The sequence below is a fragment of the Psychrobacter sp. ER1 genome (assembly GCF_048631835.1).
In the GTDB taxonomy this organism is placed as follows: domain Bacteria; phylum Pseudomonadota; class Gammaproteobacteria; order Pseudomonadales; family Moraxellaceae; genus Psychrobacter.
Window position 1 is genome coordinate 1,193,091 of record NZ_CP184640.1, and the last position, 20,465, is coordinate 1,213,555.

A 20,465-nucleotide genomic window follows, 5' to 3' on the forward strand; every position below is an offset into this window, starting at 1 on the left:
AGACTAGCGCTCCACTTGACTCACGTCACGTACGGCACCAGTATCAGCGCTGGTAGTCATAGCCGCATAAGCACGTAATGCTGGCGAGACATGACGATCACGGTCGACAGGCTTCCATGCATCACGACCACGCGCTTCCATAGCTTCTCGGCGAGCAGCTAAGTCTGCATCGCTTACTTGCATGTTGATGGTACGATTTGGGATATCGATATGAATACTATCGCCTTCTTCAACCAAACCAATCGCACCGCCTTCAGCAGCTTCTGGGCTAGCATGACCAATTGATAGACCTGATGTACCACCAGAGAAACGACCATCAGTCAGTAGGGCGCATTCTTTACCCAATCCTTTGACTTGAGATAAGTCGTTGGATAAAGCATTTCTTGCATACCAGGGCCGCCTTTAGGGCCTTCGTAGCGAATGATGACCACATCGCCTGCAACGATTTGATCAGCCAATACCGCAGCAACCGCATCATCTTGTGATTCAAATAGTCGCGCACGACCAGTAAAGGTCAAGATGCTTTCGTCAACGCCTGCAGTTTTGACCACGCAGCCGCGCTCAGCGATATTGCCATATAATACGGCTAAGCCGCCATCTGTAGAGTAGGCGTGTTTGGCACTACGGATACAGCCTGACTCACGGTTGACGTCGAGGTTTGACCACTCTTTTGATTGTGAAAATGCTTCTGTGGTACGTACGCCACCAGGAGCAGCAAGGAAGCGAGCGCGTGCCTCATGATTGTCAGGGTTCATGATGTCCCACTTATCGATCGCTTCTTTCATCGTGGCGCTATGGATAGTTGGCACGTCAGTTTTTAGTAACTCAGCGCGATCAAGCTCAGCGAGTAATGCAAATACACCGCCAGCACGATGCACATCTTCCATATGGTATTTCTGTGAAGCAGGCGCTACTTTTGCCAGACAAGGCACACCGCGACTTAGACGGTCAATATCAGCCATCTTAAAGTCGATTTCTGCTTCATTGGCCGCAGCAAGTAGATGCAAGATGGTATTGGTTGAGCCGCCCATAGCGATATCTAAGCTCATGGCATTTTCAAAAGCGGCTTTGGTAGCGATAGAGCGTGGTAGCACAGAGTCATCATCTTGCTCATAACGACGCTTGGCTAATGACACAATGGTACGACCCGCTTCTAAAAATAGCTCGCGGCGCAATGAATGAGTAGCTAGCAGTGAGCCATTACCTGGTAGTGCTAGGCCTAAAGCTTCGGTCAAGCAGTTCATCGAGTTGGCGGTAAACATACCAGAGCATGAGCCACAAGTAGGGCAGGCTGAGGCTTCAATAGCAGCGACGTCTTCATCACTGATGCTATCATCAGCAGCGTCCATCATCGCATCGACAAGGTCAAGTTTGCGAACAGCACTGCTGTCACTACTATCAGTATTATGGCTCTTACCAACGGTACTAGCTAATATTTTGCCCGCTTCCATTGGGCCACCTGAGATAAACACCACTGGAATGTTAAGGCGCATGGCGGCCATCAACATACCCGGAGTGATTTTGTCACAGTTAGAAATACAAACTAGTGCATCTGCACAGTGAGCATTGACCATATACTCGACAGAATCAGCGATCAAATCACGGCTTGGTAGCGAGTACAACATACCGCTATGGCCCATCGCAATACCATCGTCAACCGCAATGGTATTGAACTCTTTTGCAACGCCGCCTGCTTGCTCAATCTCACGGGCGACCAGCTGTCCAAGGTCTTTTAGATGCACATGGCCGGGTACAAACTGGGTAAAAGAGTTAGCAATCGCAATGATTGGCTTGCCAAAGTCGCCGTCAGTCATGCCGGTTGCACGCCATAATGCGCGCGCGCCTGCCATATTACGACCGCCGGTAGAGGTTTTTGAGCGATAATCCATGTGATATTCCTTACAAATAGGCGGGGTTGTTAAAATGTGCACCCTCAGTTTTAATAGGGATAGTGTGCTTTTTATAGAGAGTGAGTACTAGTGAATAATACTAATTCGTTACCATACCATTAGATATGAATAACTAAAAACAATATGCTAATAACAGTGAATTAATAATAATGAATTAATAATCACAAGCGATGAGCGAAAAAACAGTTATTCAAAATAGCTATTCAATACGTTCTAATATGGCTTTGTCAAACCAAGGAAGATCGGCTTTGTCTGCTTCTAGTTTTACAATGGCTGCAAGCGCATGAGTAGCCAGTAGCTGTTGATAATCGCCACTAGCTTCAATCGTCAGCAATGATTCGGCAGGTAGTGCTTGCGTATTGGGGTTTTGCTCGTCAATACTAATTAATATTTGCTTAGTGTTTTTATACAGGACGTCTACACGACCAAAAAACTGCCAGTCTTTAAAAGCGGCAATAATAGCGTCGGCAGCATCTTTGGTATATATCTGCTGAGTCTCTTTACCCGTATTGGTCCAATGTAGCCGTACGGCCAATTGCAATGCCTCACTAAATACTACCAACGAGCCAATAATTTTTACATGCCAAGGACTGGTCAGCAGCTCCTTGTCAATGCCAATTAACTTGGCAGCTTGATGAGCCGACATGGGTGTATTGAATTGAAGCAGTAGCTCAGGAGTGAGTGGGTGCGTTTGTTTGATCGCATCATCTAAACTGTCATAGTGATACAAAAAGGGCAGTGGCAAATCTTGCGTGACAGTCCTCTTTATAATTTTGCAATTGTGTATCTGCCAGCTGATGGCTTTATCAGTCAATGCTTCTGCTAATATGATAGCGTTCGGATCGATGGTTTGAGTATCACTTTCACTCTCAATATCAGAGTATTCTTCCTGATTATCAAGGGTTATAGCAGTGTTATCCATATCTGGTTGAGTCGGCAAAGTAGGCAAATCCATAAACATAGCGTTATTAAAATAGAGGGTTAATATAACATTTTAAGGGCATGACCCGCCAATAAATTAGTGAGCTAGCATGGTTGGAATATGGCTTGATATTTTTCAAATTCGATTGTCATACTGACTTGTACTAAAACTATATTTCGTCCACTATATGACAGATGCTTTTATCTATTTTGGATAGCTATTAAGCTATTCAATAACTAATAATAAAACTCTTAAAGGAACAAGTGATGACTGAAGTAAATCAAAAGACTGCTTATGACGACAATAATATTTTTGCCAAAATGTTAGATGGTGATATTCCGTATCACAAAGTATATGAAGATGATAAAACGCTCGCTTTTATGGATATCATGCCGCAAGCAGAAGGCCATGTATTGGTGATACCGAAGCAAAAAGCTGTTGATTTGGCCGATCTGGAGCCAGAGTATGCCGCTGCGGTATTGATGACGTCTAAAAGGTCATGCAAGCCCAGCGTCAAGTGTTTGAGCGTGAAGGCGTTATCCAAATGCAGTTGAATGGCTCACAAGCAGGTCAAACGGTTTTTCATTATCATGTGCATCTCATTCCATCAAGTATCCATGAGTTAGGACGTCATGCAGTGACCCAAGCCGACAACAATGATTTGGCAGATATTGCGCAGAAGTTGGCGGTAGTGATTGATGCCTAGTCAGGAAACAGAGTGCTTCTGTTTAGGTATAAAAAATATTGGTATTTACAAATTAGCGAGCATTTATAGATTATAAATCACTAAAAAATACATATACAATCAAAAGGCAGCTAGCAAGCTGCCTTTTTTATTTTCTTGGTAATAGTCATGTAACATTCGTTAAAGTCATGTTACGAGTTGAACGCTTGTCTAGGGTTTTGGAAAAGAGTGTGATAATTATTATAACCATTCACACACATTTTCTAATCTTTGCCTTAATTAAAATTTTTTATAAAAAGGCATCGTCAAATTTTGAGGATATTATCTTTCATGAGTAAATTACCTCGTTCGACTATTTTATTACCAGTCTTTGTACCTGCAGCAATTATTATGCTGTTATTGGTCATTGGTACCGCGATCAATCCTGAAGCAGCGGGTGCTCTGTTTAGTGATGTGCTTAGCTTTACGACCGAGACCTTCGGCTGGTTTTATATGCTGGCAGTGGCGCTGTTTTTGATGTTTATTATTGTACTGGCGTTTTCGTCTTATGGCAGTATCAAGCTGGGCCCTGATCATGCTGAGGCGGAGTACGGATTTCTTGAATGGTTTGCCATGCTGTTTTCGGCAGGTTACGGGATTGCGCTACTGTTTTATGGGGTAGCGGAACCAGTGATGCACTTTTCTAGTCCGCCAATGTCGGATCCGCAGACTATCGCCGCGGCAAAAGAGGCGATGCAAATTGCGTATTTTCATTGGGGTTTTCATATTTGGGCAATTTATGGTGTCGTTGGTTTATCACTAGCTTATTTTGCGTTTCGTCATGGTCTACCATTATCAATACGCTCGACACTGTATCCGATTATTGGTGACAGGATTCATGGCCCTATCGGTCATACAGTCGATGTGTTTGCGATATTGGGTACGATGTTCGGTATTGCTACCAGTCTTGGCTTGTCGGTGTCGCAAATTAATGCGGGACTCAATTATCTATTGCCAGATATCATTCCAGTGAATACGACCGTGCAGGTGATTGCCATTGCCTTGGTGACCGCCGCGGCATTGGTATCGGTATTGGCAGGTATGGATAAGGGTGTAAAACGCTTATCTATTTTAAATATGCTATTGGCAACTGCGCTGATGCTGTTCGTATTTGTTTTCGGTCCGACCATTTTTATCTTAAATGCCTTTATGGAAAATACAGGTAGCTATTTGGGTAATATCGTTGAACGTACCTTTAGCTTGCAGGCATACGAAAATAGCAATTGGATCGGCAGCTGGACTTTATTTATTTTTGCATGGACGATTGCATGGGCGCCTTTTGTGGGTCTGTTTATCGCCAAGATTAGCCGTGGCCGTACTATTCGTGAGTTCGTATTGGGTGTGATGCTAGTACCGACCTTCTTTACGTTCTTCTGGTTTTCGGTGTTTGGTGATACCGCGCTACACATGATTATGGTCGATGGTTATACCTCATTAATCAGTGAAGTACAAAACAACCAAGCGATTGCTTTGTTTAAATTGTTAGAGAATCTACCGTTTACTGAATTTGTGTCGTCGTTGACCATTTTATTGATTATTACCTTTTTTGTGACGTCATCGGATTCTGGCTCATTGGTAATTGACTCGCTAGCGGCAGGTGGTCGCAGTGATACACCATGGTGGCAGCGTAGCTTTTGGGTAGTGACTGAAGGTGCTGTCGCAGCAGTATTACTACTTGCAGGCGGTTTAGAAGCCCTACAAACAGCAGCTATCGTTAGTGCGTTACCATTTGCGATTATTATTCTTATTTCTATGTTTGGTATGTGGCGTGCGCTGCGTATCGAAGGACATCGTAATCAGAGCCTTGGTAATGACAACAGACTGCCGCCGCATCTACTCAAACCGTCTGCATGGCGCGAGCGTATTGATTATATAACCGATAAGCCAACGCGTGAAAAGGTCTTAAGTTATATCAAAGAAGTGGTGATGCCTTCGATGATGGAAGTGTCGTCTAAATTTGCAGAAACTGGCTGGACGACTGAGGTCAACTATGACGCGGTCAATAACCGTGCGGTGCTTGAGTTACAACGCGGTGACGATGTCGAGTTTTGGTATGAGGTGCGCTTATCTGAGCATGATGCGCCTGACTATTATACTGAAGACAGTGCAGATACTTTGCCACAAGAGCATCATCATCGCGCTGAGGTGTATCTACGCCGTGGTGGTCAGACCTATGACTTATACGGCTACAAATCTGAATCAGTGATTAATGACATTATTGATCAGTTTGAGAAGTATTTACATTTCCTCAATGTATCGCCTGATAGCCTGCCGTGGCGCATGCAAGAGCATGATGATGACATCACACTAGAGCAGGGCAGTGTGCTTGATAAATAATGCATGAAATGTATCAAAAACGAGTAATGCTTATGCAAGCTATTCACGTTAATCGCTTGCAATAAACGCAGGAATCCTTAGAATAACGGCTTGTTTTCCTTACAAATCAAGCCGTTTTTTTTATGTCTATTGATTCTCCCATTTTACCTTCGTCCTCGACTTTGTCTGATCATCCGCTATTACAGCCATTAAATATCGGTGGCCTGACGATTGAAAATCGTTTGATGGTCGCACCGATGGCAGGCGTGACGGATAATCCTTTCCGCCGATTGTGTAAATCATTTGGCGCAGGTCATGCGGTCAGCGAGATGATCATCGCTGATACGGCCCTTTATGCACGCAAAAATCCTTGTACCGTGCCAATTTTGATAATGAGATTGCGCCTATTTCGGCACAGATAGCAGGTGCTGAGCCGGACAAACTGGCTGAAGCGGCACGATATCAGATTGATAATGGTGCACAGATTATCGATATCAATATGGGCTGTCCGGCCAAGAAGGTCTGTCGTAAGCTGGCAGGTTCTGCATTGTTGCAAGACGAAGATTTGGTCGCGCGCTTGCTAGATGCCACGGTCAATGCGGTGGATGCACCTGTCACGCTAAAGACACGTCTAGGGTTTGAGAATGGTCGTGAAAATATCTTACGAGTCGCTAAGCGTGCTGAGCAGGCAGGCATTGCAGCAATTGCTATTCATGGCCGTACACGTGAAGACATGTATACAGGCAATGCACGATATGAGCTAATACGCGAAGTCAAAGAAAGTATCAGTATTCCTGTCATTGCCAATGGCGATATCGATAGCGCACAAAAAGCCCAACACGTCTATGAGATGACAGGCTGTGATGCGGTGATGATTGGGCGTGCTGCACAAGGGCAGCCGTGGATATTTCGCGATATTGAGCATTTTTTGCGTACTGGCGAGCGTCTAGAGGCACCAAGCGTTAGTGAAATAAAAGAGATCGTACTGGCCCATTTGCAAGAGCTCTATGATTTCTACGGAGAGTACTCAGGCTGCCGTATCGCTCGCAAACATATTGCATGGTATACGACAGGTATTCCAAACTCTAACGCCTTTAGACAGGCGATGTATGGTGAAGAAAGTACGGTTGGGCAATTCAAAGTGGTCGAGACTTTTTTACAGGCGCACGAATAGTAATCGCTTAAATCTTGTTTTATAAACTCGTGCTAATTACTTTTAATAGTGCTTTTACGTGTTGCCTTTTGATAGCTCTTTTATCTAACAGCTATGCTTTATCGATTGGCACAGTATCAGTATCAGGCTGTTTGTCAGGCGCAGGTTTTCTATTTTGCCAAGGGAATCGACCTTCTAATTCAACCTGTAACGATAAGCTTAAAAAGGTTCGAATCAGTACGATAAAACCTAGCACCAGTACGCTGCGTAGCGATGGCTCAGTGACGACAGTAGCCACGATATCAGCGGCGATTAGCACCTCTAATCCCAACAATATAGACTTGCCTACGGTCTGTCTGATCTCTACATAAGTATCATTATTAAAATGCCTCGACGATCGAAAAGCCCTATATAAAGCAAGAAATAGCCCAAAAAACATAATGAGGACGCCAATGACTTCGATCATTTTGGCAATTAAGTCGATATAGTGAGTTAGTGTGTCTATCAAAGCAGGTACTCCTCATAATTGATTAGAAAAAGCTTAGCACTTAGCACTTAGCACTTAGCACTCAGCACTTAGCACTCAGCACTTAGCACTCAGCACTCAGCACTTAACACTTAACACTTAGTAATTAACAATAAGCTAAAAATGTATGTATAAATATTTATGTCGACGAAATTTGTAAAAGTCCCGTTAGCTAATGCCCACTATGGTTTTGTTCACTCCATACGACATTTTTTTGCTATGCTATAACCGAATACCAATAACTATAGAGTAAACGAAAAGGACTTTTTATGGCCAATCTCTCGAAAAAGCAATTACCAAAGCCGTCAAAGGCAAGAATATTATCATCACAGGCGCTTCAAGTGGTATCGGCGAGCGTACGGCTTTTTTGCTCAGTGAATGCGGCGCGCATGTTATTTTGCTGGCCCGTACTGAAGATAAGCTAAAAATGGTCAAAGAAAACATTGAAACACTTGGTGGCACGGCCAGTTATTATCCATGTGACCTGACCAATATGGATGAGATTGAAAAAACCAGTGAAAAGATTTTGGCTGACTTTAAGCATGTTGATGTACTAGTCAACAATGCAGGACGTTCGATTCGCCGTTCAGTGCATGAGTCGGTCAACCGCTTTCATGACTTTGAACGTACCATGGAGATTAATTATTTTGGCGCGGTCAAAATCATTCTTGGTTTCTTGCCAACGATGATTGGTCGCCAGACCGGTCAAATCGTGAATATATCTTCGATTGGGGTATTGGCAAATAGTCCGCGCTTTTCAGCGTATGTCGCGTCAAAGGCTGCCTTAGATGCATTTAGTCGCTGTTTGGCTGCTGAAGTCAAAGGCGATAACATCAGAGTGACCAATATCTTTATGCCACTTGTACGTACCCCGATGATTGCGCCAACCAAGCTATATCGCTATATGCCAGCACTGATGCCTGACGAAGCAGCGATGATGGTCGCAAAAGCCATCGTTCATAAGCCAAATAGCATTGCTAGTAATATGGGTAGATTTGCCTCGGCGACTTATTCACTGGTACCAGCCTTTAACGTTGGCGTCCAGTCCATTGGTTATCGCATTTTCCCAAGTTCGACAGCTGCACAAACGACGGATAGCAAGCCTAACCTTGCTCAGCGCGCCTTTGCCAAAATTCTTCCTGGTGAGCATCACTAGAATCAATTTGTTATCAGGCTCAAATTTGAATAAGAAGGATACTACGGTATCCTTTTTTATGCCTCAAATACTCTTAAGCAGTATAAAAGCCTTCTTCACCGCCAGTATGTGAAAGGCTTAGTTATACGTTAAATAAACCTTTAAAACTTCCGCTGTTAAATTTCCTTTATATCTAAGTTTCAGGAAGATGAATAAAATTCATCTTATGTTTAAATTGTATCGTTTTTATTCATGTTTAGATTTCGGTATGATTCACCTCATACACAGATTTGGTTTTATCTCAGATAAATAAGGTAGCGAATCACCATGAGTAAAGAATTCAATTGTTCAATTAAGCACATTCGTTTTGACGAAAACTATCAGCCTGCAGATAGCACGCGTTTGACGACTAACTTTGCAAATTTGGCACGCGGCGAGCACCGCCAAGAGAACTTACGCAAAACGTTAACCATGATCAATAACCGCTTTAATGCATTGGCGCATTGGGATAATCTGACAGCAGATCGTTATTCTGTTGAAGTTGATATCATCTCTGTCGATCTAGATGTTAAAGGCAATGGTCAGACGTTTCCTATTATCGAAACGCTAAAAACAACGATTGTGGATCACAAAGAAAACAAGCGTATCGACGGCATGGTTGGCAACAGTTTCTCCTCTTACGTGCGTGATTATGATTTTAGTATTGTGTTACCAGAGCATCGCGACAAAAACCTAGCATCCATAACGCCAGATAATTTTGGTGAGTTGCACGGCAAGCTGTTTCAATATTTATTGAACTCAGAGGCTTACAACGCTCATTTTCACAAAAAACCAGTGATTTGCCTGAGCGTGTCAACCAGCAAGACTTACTACCGTACTGTCAATCAGCATCCTGTATTGGGCATTGAGTACAAGCAAGATGAATACTCGTTGACCGACGACTATTTTCATAAAATGGGCTTAACGGTACGTTATTTTAAGCCTGAGGGTAGCGCCGCGCCATTAGCATTTTATTTTGCAGGGGACTTGCTCAGTGATTACACTGATCTTGAGCTGATTAGTGCAATCAGTACCATGGAGACCTTTCAGAAGATCTACCGTCCTGAGATTTACAATGCCAACTCAAGCGCTGGTCAAGTGTATCAACCTAGCCTGAATTACCAAGACTATTCATTGACGCAAGTAGTTTATGACCGTGCCGAACGCAGTCAAATGGCAGTGACCCAAGGCAGATTTACCGAGACGCATTTTATTAAGCCGTATCAAACAATCCTTGAGGAATGGGCTGCAAGCTATGATGTAACAGGCGAGACTGCTCAAAAAGAAGCCGCTGACAAGAAAACGGCTAGGAAGCAAGCTGCTTAACTGAGCATCACTCATCAATATAATAAAAAATAAATTAATCAGAAGATAAATCGTATGAAACTACTATTACCGACGTCTACCGCTGGCAGCTTACCAAAACCGTCTTGGCTAGCAGAACCAGAGAAAATTTGGTCACCTTGGGCGTTAGAGGGCGAGCAGTTGCTTGAAGCCAAGCAAGATGCGCTGCGTGTATCATTGCAAGAACAGCAGCATGCAGGGATTGATATTGTCAGTGATGGCGAGCAGACCCGTCAGCACTTTGTGACTACGTTCATCGAGCACCTTGATGGTGTTGACTTTGAGAAGCGTGAAACGGTCAAAATCCGCAATCGCTATGATGCGAGTGTGCCATCAGTCGTTGGTGCGGTGAGCCGTCCGAAGTCCGTTTTCGTTGATGATGCCAAATTTTTACGTCAGCAAACTGATCAGCCAATCAAATGGGCGTTGCCAGGGCCGATGACGATGATTGATACGTTATATGACGGTCATTATAAAAGCCGTGAAAAATTGGCTTGGGAATTTGCTAAAATCCTGAACCAAGAGGCAAAAGAATTAGAAGCGGCTGGCGTCGATATTATCCAGTTTGATGAGCCAGCATTTAATGTATTCTTTGATGATGTGAACGACTGGGGTATTGCAACTTTAGAGCGCGCCATTGAAGGCCTAAAATGTGAGACAGCTGTCCATATTTGCTACGGCTATGGCATCAAAGCCAATACCGATTGGAAAAAGACACTGGGTTCAGAGTGGCGCGAATACGAAAAAGCGTTCCCTAAATTGCAACAGTCGAAAATTGATATTATCTCACTGGAGTGTCAAAACTCACGTGTACCTATGGATCTGATTGAGCTGATTCGTGGTAAAAAGTGATGGTCGGTGCCATTGATGTGGCAACCAACACTATCGAGACACCAGAAGAGGTAGCAGATACGCTACGCAAAGCGCTACAATTTGTCGATGCTGACAAGCTGTATCCTGCGACCAACTGCGGCATGGCACCTTTGTCTCGCCAAGTCGCACGTGGTAAGCTCGCAGCCTTAAGCGCTGGTGCTCAAATCGTTCGTCAAGAACTGACTGCTTAGAGTTTAGCCGTTTAGGAAATTCTATTTAAAGAATTTCCCTTACAAAACTAAAATTGAAGCACAATTTTTTAACGTTATTTTTTAACGTTTCTCGGGATTGAAGCAATGATTAAAGATAGGATTGACGCGACCGACTTTAGAGATGCTATGTCTTTGCTAACGACTGCGGTCAATGTGGTGACCACAGCAGGTGCGACGGGCATGCATGGGTTTACAGCATCGGCAGTATGTAGTGTCACAGACACACCGCCGACCTTGCTGGTCTGTATGAATCAAACGTCTCGGTCACATGGCTATTTTCTGGAAAACAAGATTTTAAGTGTCAATGTGTTAGGCGCGCAACATGAGCAGCTGTCCAATGCTTTTGCCTCTAAGCTGTGTTCAGAAGAACGGTTTGAATATGGTTCTTGGACACAATTACAAACAGGCGCTCCTGTATTGGAGGATGCCTTGGTCAGCTTTGATTGTGAGATTGAACAAATTCAAGAAGTTGGCACGCATAGCGTCTTTATGTGCCGCGTTGTCGCCATCAATCAGGCTGAGCCACAAGGCGGAACTGATGAAGGGTTGGTTTATTTTAATCGTGCCTATTCTAGAGTGGGGCAAGTAGAGCTTATTTAATCCAATACCTATTATCCAACACCTAAGCCTATGGGCTATTGCTCGTTCAATATTGAGCAGTCGTTTAACTATAATTATCATCTCATTAAATCTAAATAAGAAGTAACTATCCTGTGGAATTAATAACTTTTTTAATAATAGGGGCGCTAGCAGGATTTGCTGCAGGGCTATTTGGAGTAGGCGGTGGCACTATTATCGTACCACTGCTATTTATTGTCTTTACGCAAATGGGTTACAGTCCTGACAGTATTATGCACTTGGCCTTGGGTACTTCACTAGCGACTATCATCGTTACATCCATAAGCTCGCTCATGGCGCACAATAAGAAAGGCGCAGTCATGTGGCCTGTCTTTAAAAATCTGACGCCAGGTTTAGTAATAGGCTGTTTTTTAGGGGCAGGGATAGCAGGACAGATATCTGGGTTGTATCTTCAGTTGATTGTTGGTGTGTTTTTGCTTTGGGTCGCTTATAAAATGTTTATGGGTGGCAAAAAGAAAGCAAATAACGATGCTGGTAATGTTCATATAGCTTTGCCTTCAAAACCTAAGCAATTAGCAGCAGGGGCTGGCATCGGTATCGCTTCTGCTATTTTTGGGATTGGCGGTGGTAGCTTAACCGTACCTTATCTCACGCGTTACGGTGTGGTGATGCAAAAAGCCGTTGGAACCTCAGCCGCTTGTGGTTTACCTATCGCCATTGCAGGTGCGCTAGGATTTATGTTCTTTGGCATGCAAGCTCAAGTCGACGTGCCCAATACGATTGGCTTTGTTCACATCTATGCTTTTTTAGGCATTAGCATTATGAGCTTCTTTACCGCCAAGCTAGGCGCAAAAGTCGCTCACGCATTATCGCCGCAGTTGCTGAAAAAATGCTTTGCGGTACTATTGACCGTCGTAGGCTGTTACTTCTTATATAAAGGATTGCTCTAAGTAATTTGAGATTAATGGACGCTTGAAAGGATTCAAGGGCAGGTTTCAATTAGCATACCGACTAGCTACATTCTTAAATTGTAGCTAGTCGGTATGCAGTTTTATAGAAGGTATGTTGATTCAGTCCTTTATTTAGCTAAATCACTTAACCAAATACTCGCCATAATATCCAAAATATTCCTATCATCAAGACAGCGATCACGAGCAATCGTTTTAGCCAATAAGGTAGTAGGGGTTTCTTATAGCCTAAGTCATTCAACTGACTATCGACACCGTCTTGCAGCCCCTTAAACCCTTGACTCTGTTTGGTGGTTTTAACACGATTTTTTACCAATGGTCCAGGCTCGTCTTCCTCTTGCTCTCTATCAAAGCTAATGGCTTGATTTGGAATGCCTTGTTTACTAGCGATGGTATTGAGCTTCTGTTGTTGCTTTACTTTCAGTTGGGTCTCATAAGCATCAATTCTACTTTTGGCTTCATCCATACTGATGTTTTCGTCTGCCGCCAAAGTTTTAATGGCCATTACTAGGTTGTTTTTTTCGACCATCATAATGACGTCTCTTGGCAACTTGGTATTGACCGGTTTTGCGCTAGGGTCGGGGTTAAACATGACTGTCCTTATTACGGCGTATAAGTGTGAATGAGTAATATGCTCATTATAACCATGTTAGATAAGCAATGTTCAAGCAAAAAATACCGCGGCCACTATGGTGACTGCGGTATTTTGTGATTTATCGTTATCGGCATTTTTGCCAATATTTGATAATTATAGATCTTTCCAGCGTTGGATAGACTCTTTGATAACTTCTTTGGCCTCGCTTACATCACCCCAAGATTCAACAACCGTCGTACCAGCTTTTTTCAGGTCTTTGTAATGACTGAAATGGAACTCTAATTGGTTGATCAACTGCTTTGGTAGGTCTTCTAAGCTGTTGTAAGCATTACCTGTGTCACGGTCATCAGCAGGTACGACAACGATTTTGTCATCTACTTCGCCATCATCAACAAACTTCATCACACCGATGACTTTTGCTTTTAAGAAAATACCAGTCGGTAGTGGCTGCTCAGTCAATAGCAATACGTCAAGCTCATCGCCGTCTTCGTCAAGTGTTTGTGGGATGAAACCATAGTTACAAGGTTTAGCAAAAATCTGTGGGTCAATACGGTCAAGCTCAAATACTGCTAATTCGCGATTCCACTCAATTTTATGGCTGCTACCAGCTGGGATCTCTACTACTACGTTGATGATGCCGCCGTCTACGTCGCCTGCGTCCAAAATTTTGTTAAAATCTGCCATAAAATGCTCCAATTTGCTTTTGTTTTAAATGTTTGAATAAGGGGCTGAGCTAGGGATCCAGCAAGGATAGTTGCTGCGTCCGATTTGTACTGCATGCGATTATAGCAAGTTTGTACTGAATTTTCTCTTAATGCTTAAGTCTAAGCGTGCAAGATATTATGCAAAAAAGATTATGCAAAAACGGACTCAAAATTTACTTGGGCGCGATAGCTCGCAACTCAATCAGCCCAGCATGACGCTTGGCGATGTTATCAATAAGTTTTTGAGTGACTGTCTCATAGCTGAATGAATCGCTCATTTGCTGCCCGGTTTGCGCCGTTAGCTCTGTTTGCTCTGAATCTGTCTGCATGGCTACAAAGTCAGACAATCGCAACATTTGCATGCCGGCATAACCACAAGGGTTGATGGCGTTAAATGAAGACAAGTCACAATTTAAATTAATCGCAATACCATGGTAGCTAAAGCCATGCTTAATCTTAAAGCCTAGCGAGGCCATTTTTCCAAGCATAATCTTATTATCAAGAGAGCTGTCGTCTGTAGAGGTGCTGTCATCTGTTGCAGCAGTATCTGCATATAGGTAGACACCAGGGGCATCACGTCGCGCATGAGCACTGATATTGTCACTATTAGATGGTGAGCTACGCAAACAGTCGTTGATGACGTCTTCTATCGCTTGCTCAGCGTGAGAGACGAGATTGCGCACACTCCATTTGAGACTGTCCAAGTCAAACAACCAATAGATAACCAACTGGCCATGACCATGCCATGTCACCTGACCACCGCGATCGGTCTTGATGATAGGCGTATCAGTACGCTGTAATATGTGTTCTTCTTTGCCTGCCTGTCCAAGCGTGTAGACGTCGTTATGATCGACAATCCACAATTCATCAGGCGTACGCTGCCCTTGTTGTTTTTTTAGATCGATACGTTCGAGGGTGCGTGCCAGCATCGCATCGAGAGTAGGGACATAATCGGCGGCTGAGAGAGATTTGCTGACAAGCGTGTCATTAAGGGGTTGTGTGTCATTTTGCATGAGAATATCTGTCTTATTATTATCAAGTTTAAAATAAATAATGCTCATCGGTAGTGTAGCAGTTTTGGCGACTATCGCCCAAAGATATATACTGGCGCAATGTCTGTAAATGGCGTAAATGCTAATAGCAATCAGCTAGCAATTGATGATGAAATAATAGGTATAGAACAGTGGTAAGTCGCTTATAAAGGTACTGCTAGTACAGACGCAGTAGTCAACCAAAGATGCTGTTCATTGCTCAGTCGATGCGCTACATTAAAGTGTGATGAATGGAATCTGATGAAATTTATAGTCAGAGTAGGTTATCAAAGAGCGCACCTGACTAGAAAGATAGAGCCTCTAACCCAATATAATGTAGTGACTACAAACCTTATGACTATTACTATGATTATGACAAGGAAGACACATGACAGATAGCAACCAAAGCGCCCATGAGCAGGCAGTGACCGAGACAGGTTTTGCGCTGCAGCGAGTGCCTGAAGCCCTAAGTACGGCGACGACTATCGATGAGATGAAAGCGCAATTTGCACGCTTGCAAATGTTAAGCCGTACCCAGCCAATCAATGATTGGGGCACACGTACGACGCAGCTAGACAATCTAGAAGTGATGCTTAGCGATAACCAAGAGAGTTTTGCAAAGGCGATTAGTGCAGACTTTGGCTATCGTAGCCAGTCAGAGACGCAGTTTGCTGAGTTGTTTCCTAGCTTTACCGGTATCAGCCACGCCAAAAACACGGCAAAAAATGGATGAAAGCACATCGTGCGCCTATTTCAGCGCTATATATGCCAGCTCATAATGAAATTCAGCCGCAGCCATTGGGTGTGGTCGGTATCATGGTGCCTTGGAACTATCCGTTATTTTTAGCAATTGGCCCGATGATTGATGCACTCACCGCAGGCAACCGAATTATGGTCAAGATGAGTGAAGCCGCACCGCAATTTGCTCAGACGTTTGCTGATGCCATTGCTCGTTATTTTTCGCCAGATATGATCTGTGTGGTGCTCGGTGAAGTTGAGATTGCCGCCGCCTTTAGTGAGCTACCATTTGACCATCTGCTATATACCGGATCGACTGCGGTGGGCAAAAAGGTCATGGCTGCCGCTGCACCAAATCTAACGCCAGTGACGCTTGAGCTTGGTGGTAAATCACCAGTGATTGTACTAGATGATGTCAATCTAGAGTCTGTCGTCAATCGAGTGATGATGGGTAAGACACTAAATGCTGGACAGACGTGTATTGCGCCAGATTATGTCTTGATTCAGCGCCAATACCATGACCAGTTTATCCAACTCGCAAAAGAGTGGATGACCAAGCATTATCCTGATATCGAAGAAAACCCAGATTACTCTCGCATTATTAATGGTGAGCAGTTTAAACGGGTAAAAGGCTATCTAGATGCGCTAACAGGTGGCGAGGTGCATGCGTTAACTGGCGCCGAACCCAATATAGAAACCCGTCTGATGCCGCCAGTCATCGTCAGCGAGCCTGCGCCTGATAGCGACCTTATGCAAAATGAAATTTTTGCTCCGATATTGCCGCTGATGCATTATGAGACGCTTGATGATGCCATTTACTTTGTAAATTCGCGTCCACGCCCATTGGCGCTATATGTGTTCAGTGATAACTACAGCAGTATCGAAAACGTGCGTAATAATACGGTCTCGGGTGGTCTTTGTATCAACGAAGTTTTGATACATGTGGCTCAGCATGACTTGCCATTTGGTGGTGTGGGTGACTCTGGTACTGGCGCATATCATGGTAAGGCTGGCTTTGAACGTCTCAGCCATATGAAGCCGATTTTTGTACAAACCAAGCTCAATGGCTTGAATTTATTATTGCCGCCTTATGGTGGACTGTTTAAAAAGGCGATGGCGCTGTTTTTAAAATAACAATTCTTGAGTTAGACATTTTATAGTAGCTATAGAAATTAATAGTGACCTTTTTAATCGATACCATAACCAATAGCACCTATCCAGATAGGTGCTATTTTTTATCTAAAATACCAATTTACAAATATAGGTTTCTAAAATTAAGAGCGACTTTTCATAAGAGCTTTATCAAAATTATCATAAATTTATCTAATGCGTTAATCGACAAATAAGCGTTTGTCATCACTTCTATAAATCGCTACACTTTGTAGTAAGTCTAAACAACAGTAGATAGTAGCTGAATGGTCTAGAGCCAGCATTGGTAAACTTGATATAGACCTTTCAGCTGTTTTTTAGTTCTATTGTTTTGATAGTGATTTCATGCCGATACAACATAATAATAGGAAAGAGTATGCGCCAATGGATTGCATTAAGCTTACTGTGGATGAGCGCGATACTATTGCCTGTATCGGCGTCTGCAGCCTGCAACTCGCCGATTAAATTTGGGGCGCTAACCTGGGAGAGTGGGCAGTTTACCTCTGGCGTACTCAGACATATCGTAGAAGATGGATACGGTTGTACGGTAGAAGAAGTGCCAGGAGCAGGGCCTGCACTTGATACAGCGCTCTCACAGAATGACATTCAGGTCATCGGGGAGCAGTGGGTTGGTCGCTCGCCAATCATGGAAAAAGCCATTGAGCAGAATAAAGTGGCTATCATCGGCGATACGCTAAAAGGCGGTGCAACTCAAGGCTGGTATGTCCCAAGATATGTATTGGAAGAGAACCCAGGACTACGCAGCTATCAAGATTTGCCTAAATATACTGAGCTATTTAAAGACCCTGAAGATCCTGGTAGATCACGCTTTATGAACTGTCCTTCTGGTTGGACATGTGAGATTTTTAACACACGTTTGCTAAAAACCACCGGCCTAGACAGTCTTTTTAACAACGCACATCCTGGTACGGGTGCTGCTCTCGATGCCGAAATTGCCTCCGCTTTTGAACAGCATAAGCCACTGTTGTTTTACTACTGGCAACCCACTGGGCTAATGGCAAAATATGACCTTGCGCCATTAGAGTTTCCAGCTTATGAGGATGCTTGTTGGCAAAATCTGCTGCTCGCTGATGGTAAGATGGATTGTGTGTCAGGATTCCCAGTATCGCCGTTAGGCATTGCCGTTTCTACCCCGTTTGTCGAATCCAATCCTGAACTAGCAGCTGTCTTTGAAAAGGTGCAATTTACCTCTGATGAGCTCAACGGTGCTATCTTGGAGATGAGCGAAAGTAAACGCACTGGCGATGAGCAAGCCATGGTGTTTTTGCGTGACAACCCAGAGGTTTGGCAAGCATGGTTATCCGATGAGGCCGCTACCAACCTCGCTACCAAGTTAGGTCTTAGCTCAACGGGTGCTACCTCTACCGGTACAACTGCATCTAATATCAATGCGTCAGCGCTTGCATCAAGCTTTCCTTCATGGTCGCTTGAGACCCCACTTAATAATGCTTTAGCAAATGTTGTCCAAAACTATGGCGATGTATTCCGTACTATTAGCACGATGGCACTTACTTACCTGCTATTACCTATTGAGAGATTATTAACGGTTATCCCGCCTTGGCTGATTATTGCATTTGTGACTGTGCTTGGCTGGTTTGGTGTCCGCAAGATTTGGTTCGCGCTGGCATGTGGTGCAGGGCTGTTTTTGATTGGCGCTTTTGGTTTATGGGGCGCACTGATTGATACTTTAGCGCTGCTTATCGTATCGGTACTGGTCACGGTAGTGATTGGTATTCCTATTGGTATCGCTATGTCAGGTAGCAAACTGCTACGCAAGATAGTGACGCCAGTGCTAGATATCATGCAGACCATGCCGAGTTTTGTATATCTCATACCAGTGCTGATGCTGTTTGGTATTGGTAAAGTGCCTGCATTATTCGCGACTGTGATTTATGCGCTGCCACCCTTGATTCGTCTGACGACATTAGGGATTACACAAGTCAATCATGAAATGGTTGAGGCAGGACGCTCTTTTGGTAGTACGCATTTACAGCTACTTCTCTGGATTAAATTGCCACAAGCGTTGCCCAGTATTATGGCAGGTATCAATCAGGCTGTGATGATGTCACTTGCCATGGTGGTACTGGCCTCAATGATTGGTGCTCCGGGGCTTGGTGAAGATGTATTGCAGTCTATCCAAACGCTCAATATCGGTCAGGGTTTACAAGCAGGTACGGCCATCGTTATCGTTGCTATTATTATTGACCGTATCACGCAAGCATTCGGTCAAGGTAAGCGTACCCGTCAAAAAACCATCGAAGCAGGCAGACGTCCGATTGGGTAGAAGGTTGTGTAATGGTGGTATACGATTGAACCCATGGTAATCGACCGAAGCCCTAATAATAAAAACCACGTGAATAGTGAGATCACCGATGAATCATATCCAATTAAAAAATATCAGTAAGATTTATAATGCCAGTAGTACGCAAGCACAGTCTGCATTGGCATTGCTGGCTGAGGGTATGGATAGCATCAAAGTAAAAGAGCAAACGGGCTATTCAGTGGGTCTTTATGATATCAATCTAGATATCAAGGCAGGCGAGTTGCATTGCATCATGGGTCTATCAGGCTCTGGCAAATCAACGCTGATACGCCATATTAACCGTTTGATTGATCCAACCAGTGGCGAGATATGGGTAGATACTGCTCTGAATAGAGAACATGCGACTCATACAATGACTGATAGGCAATCAGCGACAGCTAATATGAGTACGGTAGTAGAAGAGCGTTCTGCTACGGCTATTAATATTTTAGCGCTCAACGATAAGCAGTTGCAGTATTATCGTCAGCAGACCGTCAGTATGGTTTTTCAGCATTTCGGCTTAGTGCCGCACATGACAGTCATACAAAACGTCGCTTATGGGCTGCGTGTCCGAAAAATGAGCGTAAACGGGCGACATGAAACGGCTCGGCATTGGCTCAATGAAGTAGGGCTATCAAATTTGGAAAACAGCTACCCTGACGAGTTGTCAGGGGTATGCAGCAGCGCGTCGGTCTGGCTCGTGCTTTAGCGACGGATAACCCAATTTTGCTAATGGATGAAGCGTTCTCTGCACTTGATCCGCTCATTCGCGCTCAACTGCAAGACCAACTACTTGAACTACAAGATCGATTGAACAAGACCATTGTATTTATTACCCATGACATCGATGAAGCTGTCAAAGTAGGTCAGCGTATCAGTATGCTAAATGGCGGTCGACTCATACAAACGGGGACGCCAAGCGAGTTGCGGCATAATCCTGCTGATGACTACGTCGAGCAGTTTATGAGTGCAAAATCATAGGTTGTGCTAACCATTTATGAATAGATTTTCTGGATAGACTTGTGCGTTGTCTTTATAAATATTCAACAGACCCTATTAATCGTAATCGTTTTATTAGCATTTCACTGTCATTTCACTGCAATCAAAAGTGAACTCTGAAATAAATACCAAACTTCGTTATACTGAACGGCTTATCGATGGCTCATAATGAATGAGCGTGTATTGTTTATCGTCCACATATGATGTCGCTTTGTCTATCAAATG

General features: G+C 43.8%; 13 protein-coding genes and 5 pseudogenes. 12 read left to right on the forward strand and 6 right to left on the reverse strand.

The genetic code is table 11. The features are described 5' to 3' along the window. Positions 1-3: 3 nt before the first annotated feature. A pseudogene (gene ilvD, locus ACOBWA_RS05465) lies at positions 4-1,889 on the reverse strand (dihydroxy-acid dehydratase). Between the two features lie 220 nt (positions 1,890-2,109). Further along, the gene (locus ACOBWA_RS05470; RefSeq protein WP_420230428.1) at positions 2,110-2,865 is read right to left on the reverse strand and encodes a hypothetical protein; all 756 of its coding nucleotides are present in this window, start codon (positions 2,863-2,865) and stop codon (positions 2,110-2,112) included. 233 nt (positions 2,866-3,098) lie between these two features. On the opposite strand from ACOBWA_RS05470, the pseudogene ACOBWA_RS05475 reads away from it, so the two are divergent. The 3 genes and pseudogenes from ACOBWA_RS05475 (at position 3,099) to dusB (ending at position 7,046) form a co-directional block, all read left to right on the forward strand. After that, positions 3,099-3,538, forward strand: a pseudogene (locus tag ACOBWA_RS05475) (HIT family protein). A 309-nt stretch (positions 3,539-3,847) separates the two neighbouring features. Beyond that, complete coding sequence (locus ACOBWA_RS05480; protein WP_420230429.1) at positions 3,848-5,893, forward strand: BCCT family transporter; 2,046 nt, start codon at positions 3,848-3,850, stop codon at positions 5,891-5,893. A gap of 122 nt (positions 5,894-6,015) precedes the next feature. Further along, positions 6,016-7,046 (forward strand): annotated as a pseudogene (gene dusB, locus ACOBWA_RS05485) (tRNA dihydrouridine synthase DusB). 91 nt (positions 7,047-7,137) lie between these two features. On the opposite strand, the gene ACOBWA_RS05490 reads toward dusB, so the two are convergent. Further along, the gene (locus ACOBWA_RS05490) at positions 7,138-7,533 is read right to left on the reverse strand and encodes a DUF1622 domain-containing protein (protein WP_420230430.1); all 396 of its coding nucleotides are present in this window, start codon (positions 7,531-7,533) and stop codon (positions 7,138-7,140) included. 310 nt (positions 7,534-7,843) lie between these two features. On the opposite strand from ACOBWA_RS05490, the gene ACOBWA_RS05495 reads away from it, so the two are divergent. The 5 genes and pseudogenes from ACOBWA_RS05495 to ACOBWA_RS05515 all read left to right on the forward strand — a co-directional run bounded on the left by ACOBWA_RS05495 (position 7,844) and on the right by ACOBWA_RS05515 (position 12,683). Further along, positions 7,844-8,707, forward strand: coding sequence for an SDR family NAD(P)-dependent oxidoreductase (locus ACOBWA_RS05495; RefSeq protein ID WP_420230725.1), 864 nt, complete (start codon positions 7,844-7,846; stop codon positions 8,705-8,707). A gap of 306 nt (positions 8,708-9,013) precedes the next feature. Beyond that, positions 9,014-10,051 carry a DUF1852 domain-containing protein gene (locus ACOBWA_RS05500; RefSeq protein WP_420230431.1) on the forward strand — a complete coding sequence of 346 codons (1,038 nt, stop codon included), beginning with the start codon at positions 9,014-9,016 and terminating at the stop codon, positions 10,049-10,051. Positions 10,052-10,105: 54 nt separating this feature from the next. After that, a pseudogene (locus ACOBWA_RS05505) lies at positions 10,106-11,133 on the forward strand (methionine synthase). A gap of 105 nt (positions 11,134-11,238) precedes the next feature. Then, the gene (locus ACOBWA_RS05510) at positions 11,239-11,754 is read left to right on the forward strand and encodes a flavin reductase (RefSeq protein WP_420230432.1); all 516 of its coding nucleotides are present in this window, start codon (positions 11,239-11,241) and stop codon (positions 11,752-11,754) included. A 113-nt stretch (positions 11,755-11,867) separates the two neighbouring features. Further along, complete coding sequence (locus tag ACOBWA_RS05515) at positions 11,868-12,683, forward strand: sulfite exporter TauE/SafE family protein (protein WP_414558491.1); 816 nt, start codon at positions 11,868-11,870, stop codon at positions 12,681-12,683. A 145-nt stretch (positions 12,684-12,828) separates the two neighbouring features. Here ACOBWA_RS05515 and ACOBWA_RS05520 read toward each other — a convergent pair whose 3' ends face one another. The 3 genes from ACOBWA_RS05520 to lipB all read right to left on the reverse strand — a co-directional run bounded on the left by ACOBWA_RS05520 (position 12,829) and on the right by lipB (position 15,013). Further along, on the reverse strand, positions 12,829-13,293 hold the full coding sequence (locus ACOBWA_RS05520; RefSeq protein ID WP_101205393.1) for a hypothetical protein: 465 nt from the start codon (positions 13,291-13,293) through the stop codon (positions 12,829-12,831). 156 nt (positions 13,294-13,449) lie between these two features. Next, positions 13,450-13,980, reverse strand: a complete 531-nt coding sequence (locus tag ACOBWA_RS05525; RefSeq protein ID WP_290177799.1) for an inorganic diphosphatase — start codon at positions 13,978-13,980, stop codon at positions 13,450-13,452. 193 nt (positions 13,981-14,173) lie between these two features. Continuing rightward, on the reverse strand, positions 14,174-15,013 hold the full coding sequence (gene lipB, locus ACOBWA_RS05530) for a lipoyl(octanoyl) transferase LipB (RefSeq protein ID WP_420230433.1): 840 nt from the start codon (positions 15,011-15,013) through the stop codon (positions 14,174-14,176). A gap of 406 nt (positions 15,014-15,419) precedes the next feature. Here lipB and ACOBWA_RS05535 point away from each other — a divergent pair, with 406 nt between their 5' ends. The 4 genes and pseudogenes from ACOBWA_RS05535 (at position 15,420) to ACOBWA_RS05550 (ending at position 20,222) form a co-directional block, all read left to right on the forward strand. Next, positions 15,420-15,764, forward strand: a complete 345-nt coding sequence (locus tag ACOBWA_RS05535) for a hypothetical protein (protein WP_420230434.1) — start codon at positions 15,420-15,422, stop codon at positions 15,762-15,764. Continuing rightward, positions 15,761-16,903, forward strand: coding sequence for an aldehyde dehydrogenase family protein (locus ACOBWA_RS05540; RefSeq protein WP_420230435.1), 1,143 nt, complete (start codon positions 15,761-15,763; stop codon positions 16,901-16,903). The genes ACOBWA_RS05535 and ACOBWA_RS05540 overlap by 4 nt, the downstream gene beginning before the upstream one ends. 391 nt (positions 16,904-17,294) lie before the next feature. Then, positions 17,295-19,223, forward strand: a complete 1,929-nt coding sequence (locus ACOBWA_RS05545) for a glycine betaine ABC transporter substrate-binding protein (protein ID WP_420230436.1) — start codon at positions 17,295-17,297, stop codon at positions 19,221-19,223. Positions 19,224-19,311: 88 nt separating this feature from the next. Then, positions 19,312-20,222: pseudogene (locus tag ACOBWA_RS05550) on the forward strand (ATP-binding cassette domain-containing protein). Positions 20,223-20,465 lie beyond the last annotated feature (243 nt).

What these genes read in the sequence shown, in the direction of transcription:
- ACOBWA_RS05525 (WP_290177799.1), bottom strand. Translation starts at nt 13,980, where the DNA reads ATGGCAGATTTTAACAAAATTTTGGACGCAGGCGACGTAGACGGCGGC.
- ACOBWA_RS05480 (WP_420230429.1), top strand. Translation starts at nt 3,848, where the DNA reads ATGAGTAAATTACCTCGTTCGACTATTTTATTACCAGTCTTTGTACCT.
- ACOBWA_RS05540 (WP_420230435.1), top strand. Translation starts at nt 15,761, where the DNA reads ATGAAAGCACATCGTGCGCCTATTTCAGCGCTATATATGCCAGCTCAT.
- ACOBWA_RS05520 (WP_101205393.1), bottom strand. Translation starts at nt 13,293, where the DNA reads ATGTTTAACCCCGACCCTAGCGCAAAACCGGTCAATACCAAGTTGCCA.
- ACOBWA_RS05535 (WP_420230434.1), top strand. Translation starts at nt 15,420, where the DNA reads ATGACAGATAGCAACCAAAGCGCCCATGAGCAGGCAGTGACCGAGACA.
- ACOBWA_RS05545 (WP_420230436.1), top strand. Translation starts at nt 17,295, where the DNA reads ATGCGCCAATGGATTGCATTAAGCTTACTGTGGATGAGCGCGATACTA.
- lipB (WP_420230433.1), bottom strand. Translation starts at nt 15,013, where the DNA reads ATGCAAAATGACACACAACCCCTTAATGACACGCTTGTCAGCAAATCT.
- ACOBWA_RS05500 (WP_420230431.1), top strand. Translation starts at nt 9,014, where the DNA reads ATGAGTAAAGAATTCAATTGTTCAATTAAGCACATTCGTTTTGACGAA.
- ACOBWA_RS05510 (WP_420230432.1), top strand. Translation starts at nt 11,239, where the DNA reads ATGATTAAAGATAGGATTGACGCGACCGACTTTAGAGATGCTATGTCT.
- ACOBWA_RS05470 (WP_420230428.1), bottom strand. Translation starts at nt 2,865, where the DNA reads ATGGATTTGCCTACTTTGCCGACTCAACCAGATATGGATAACACTGCT.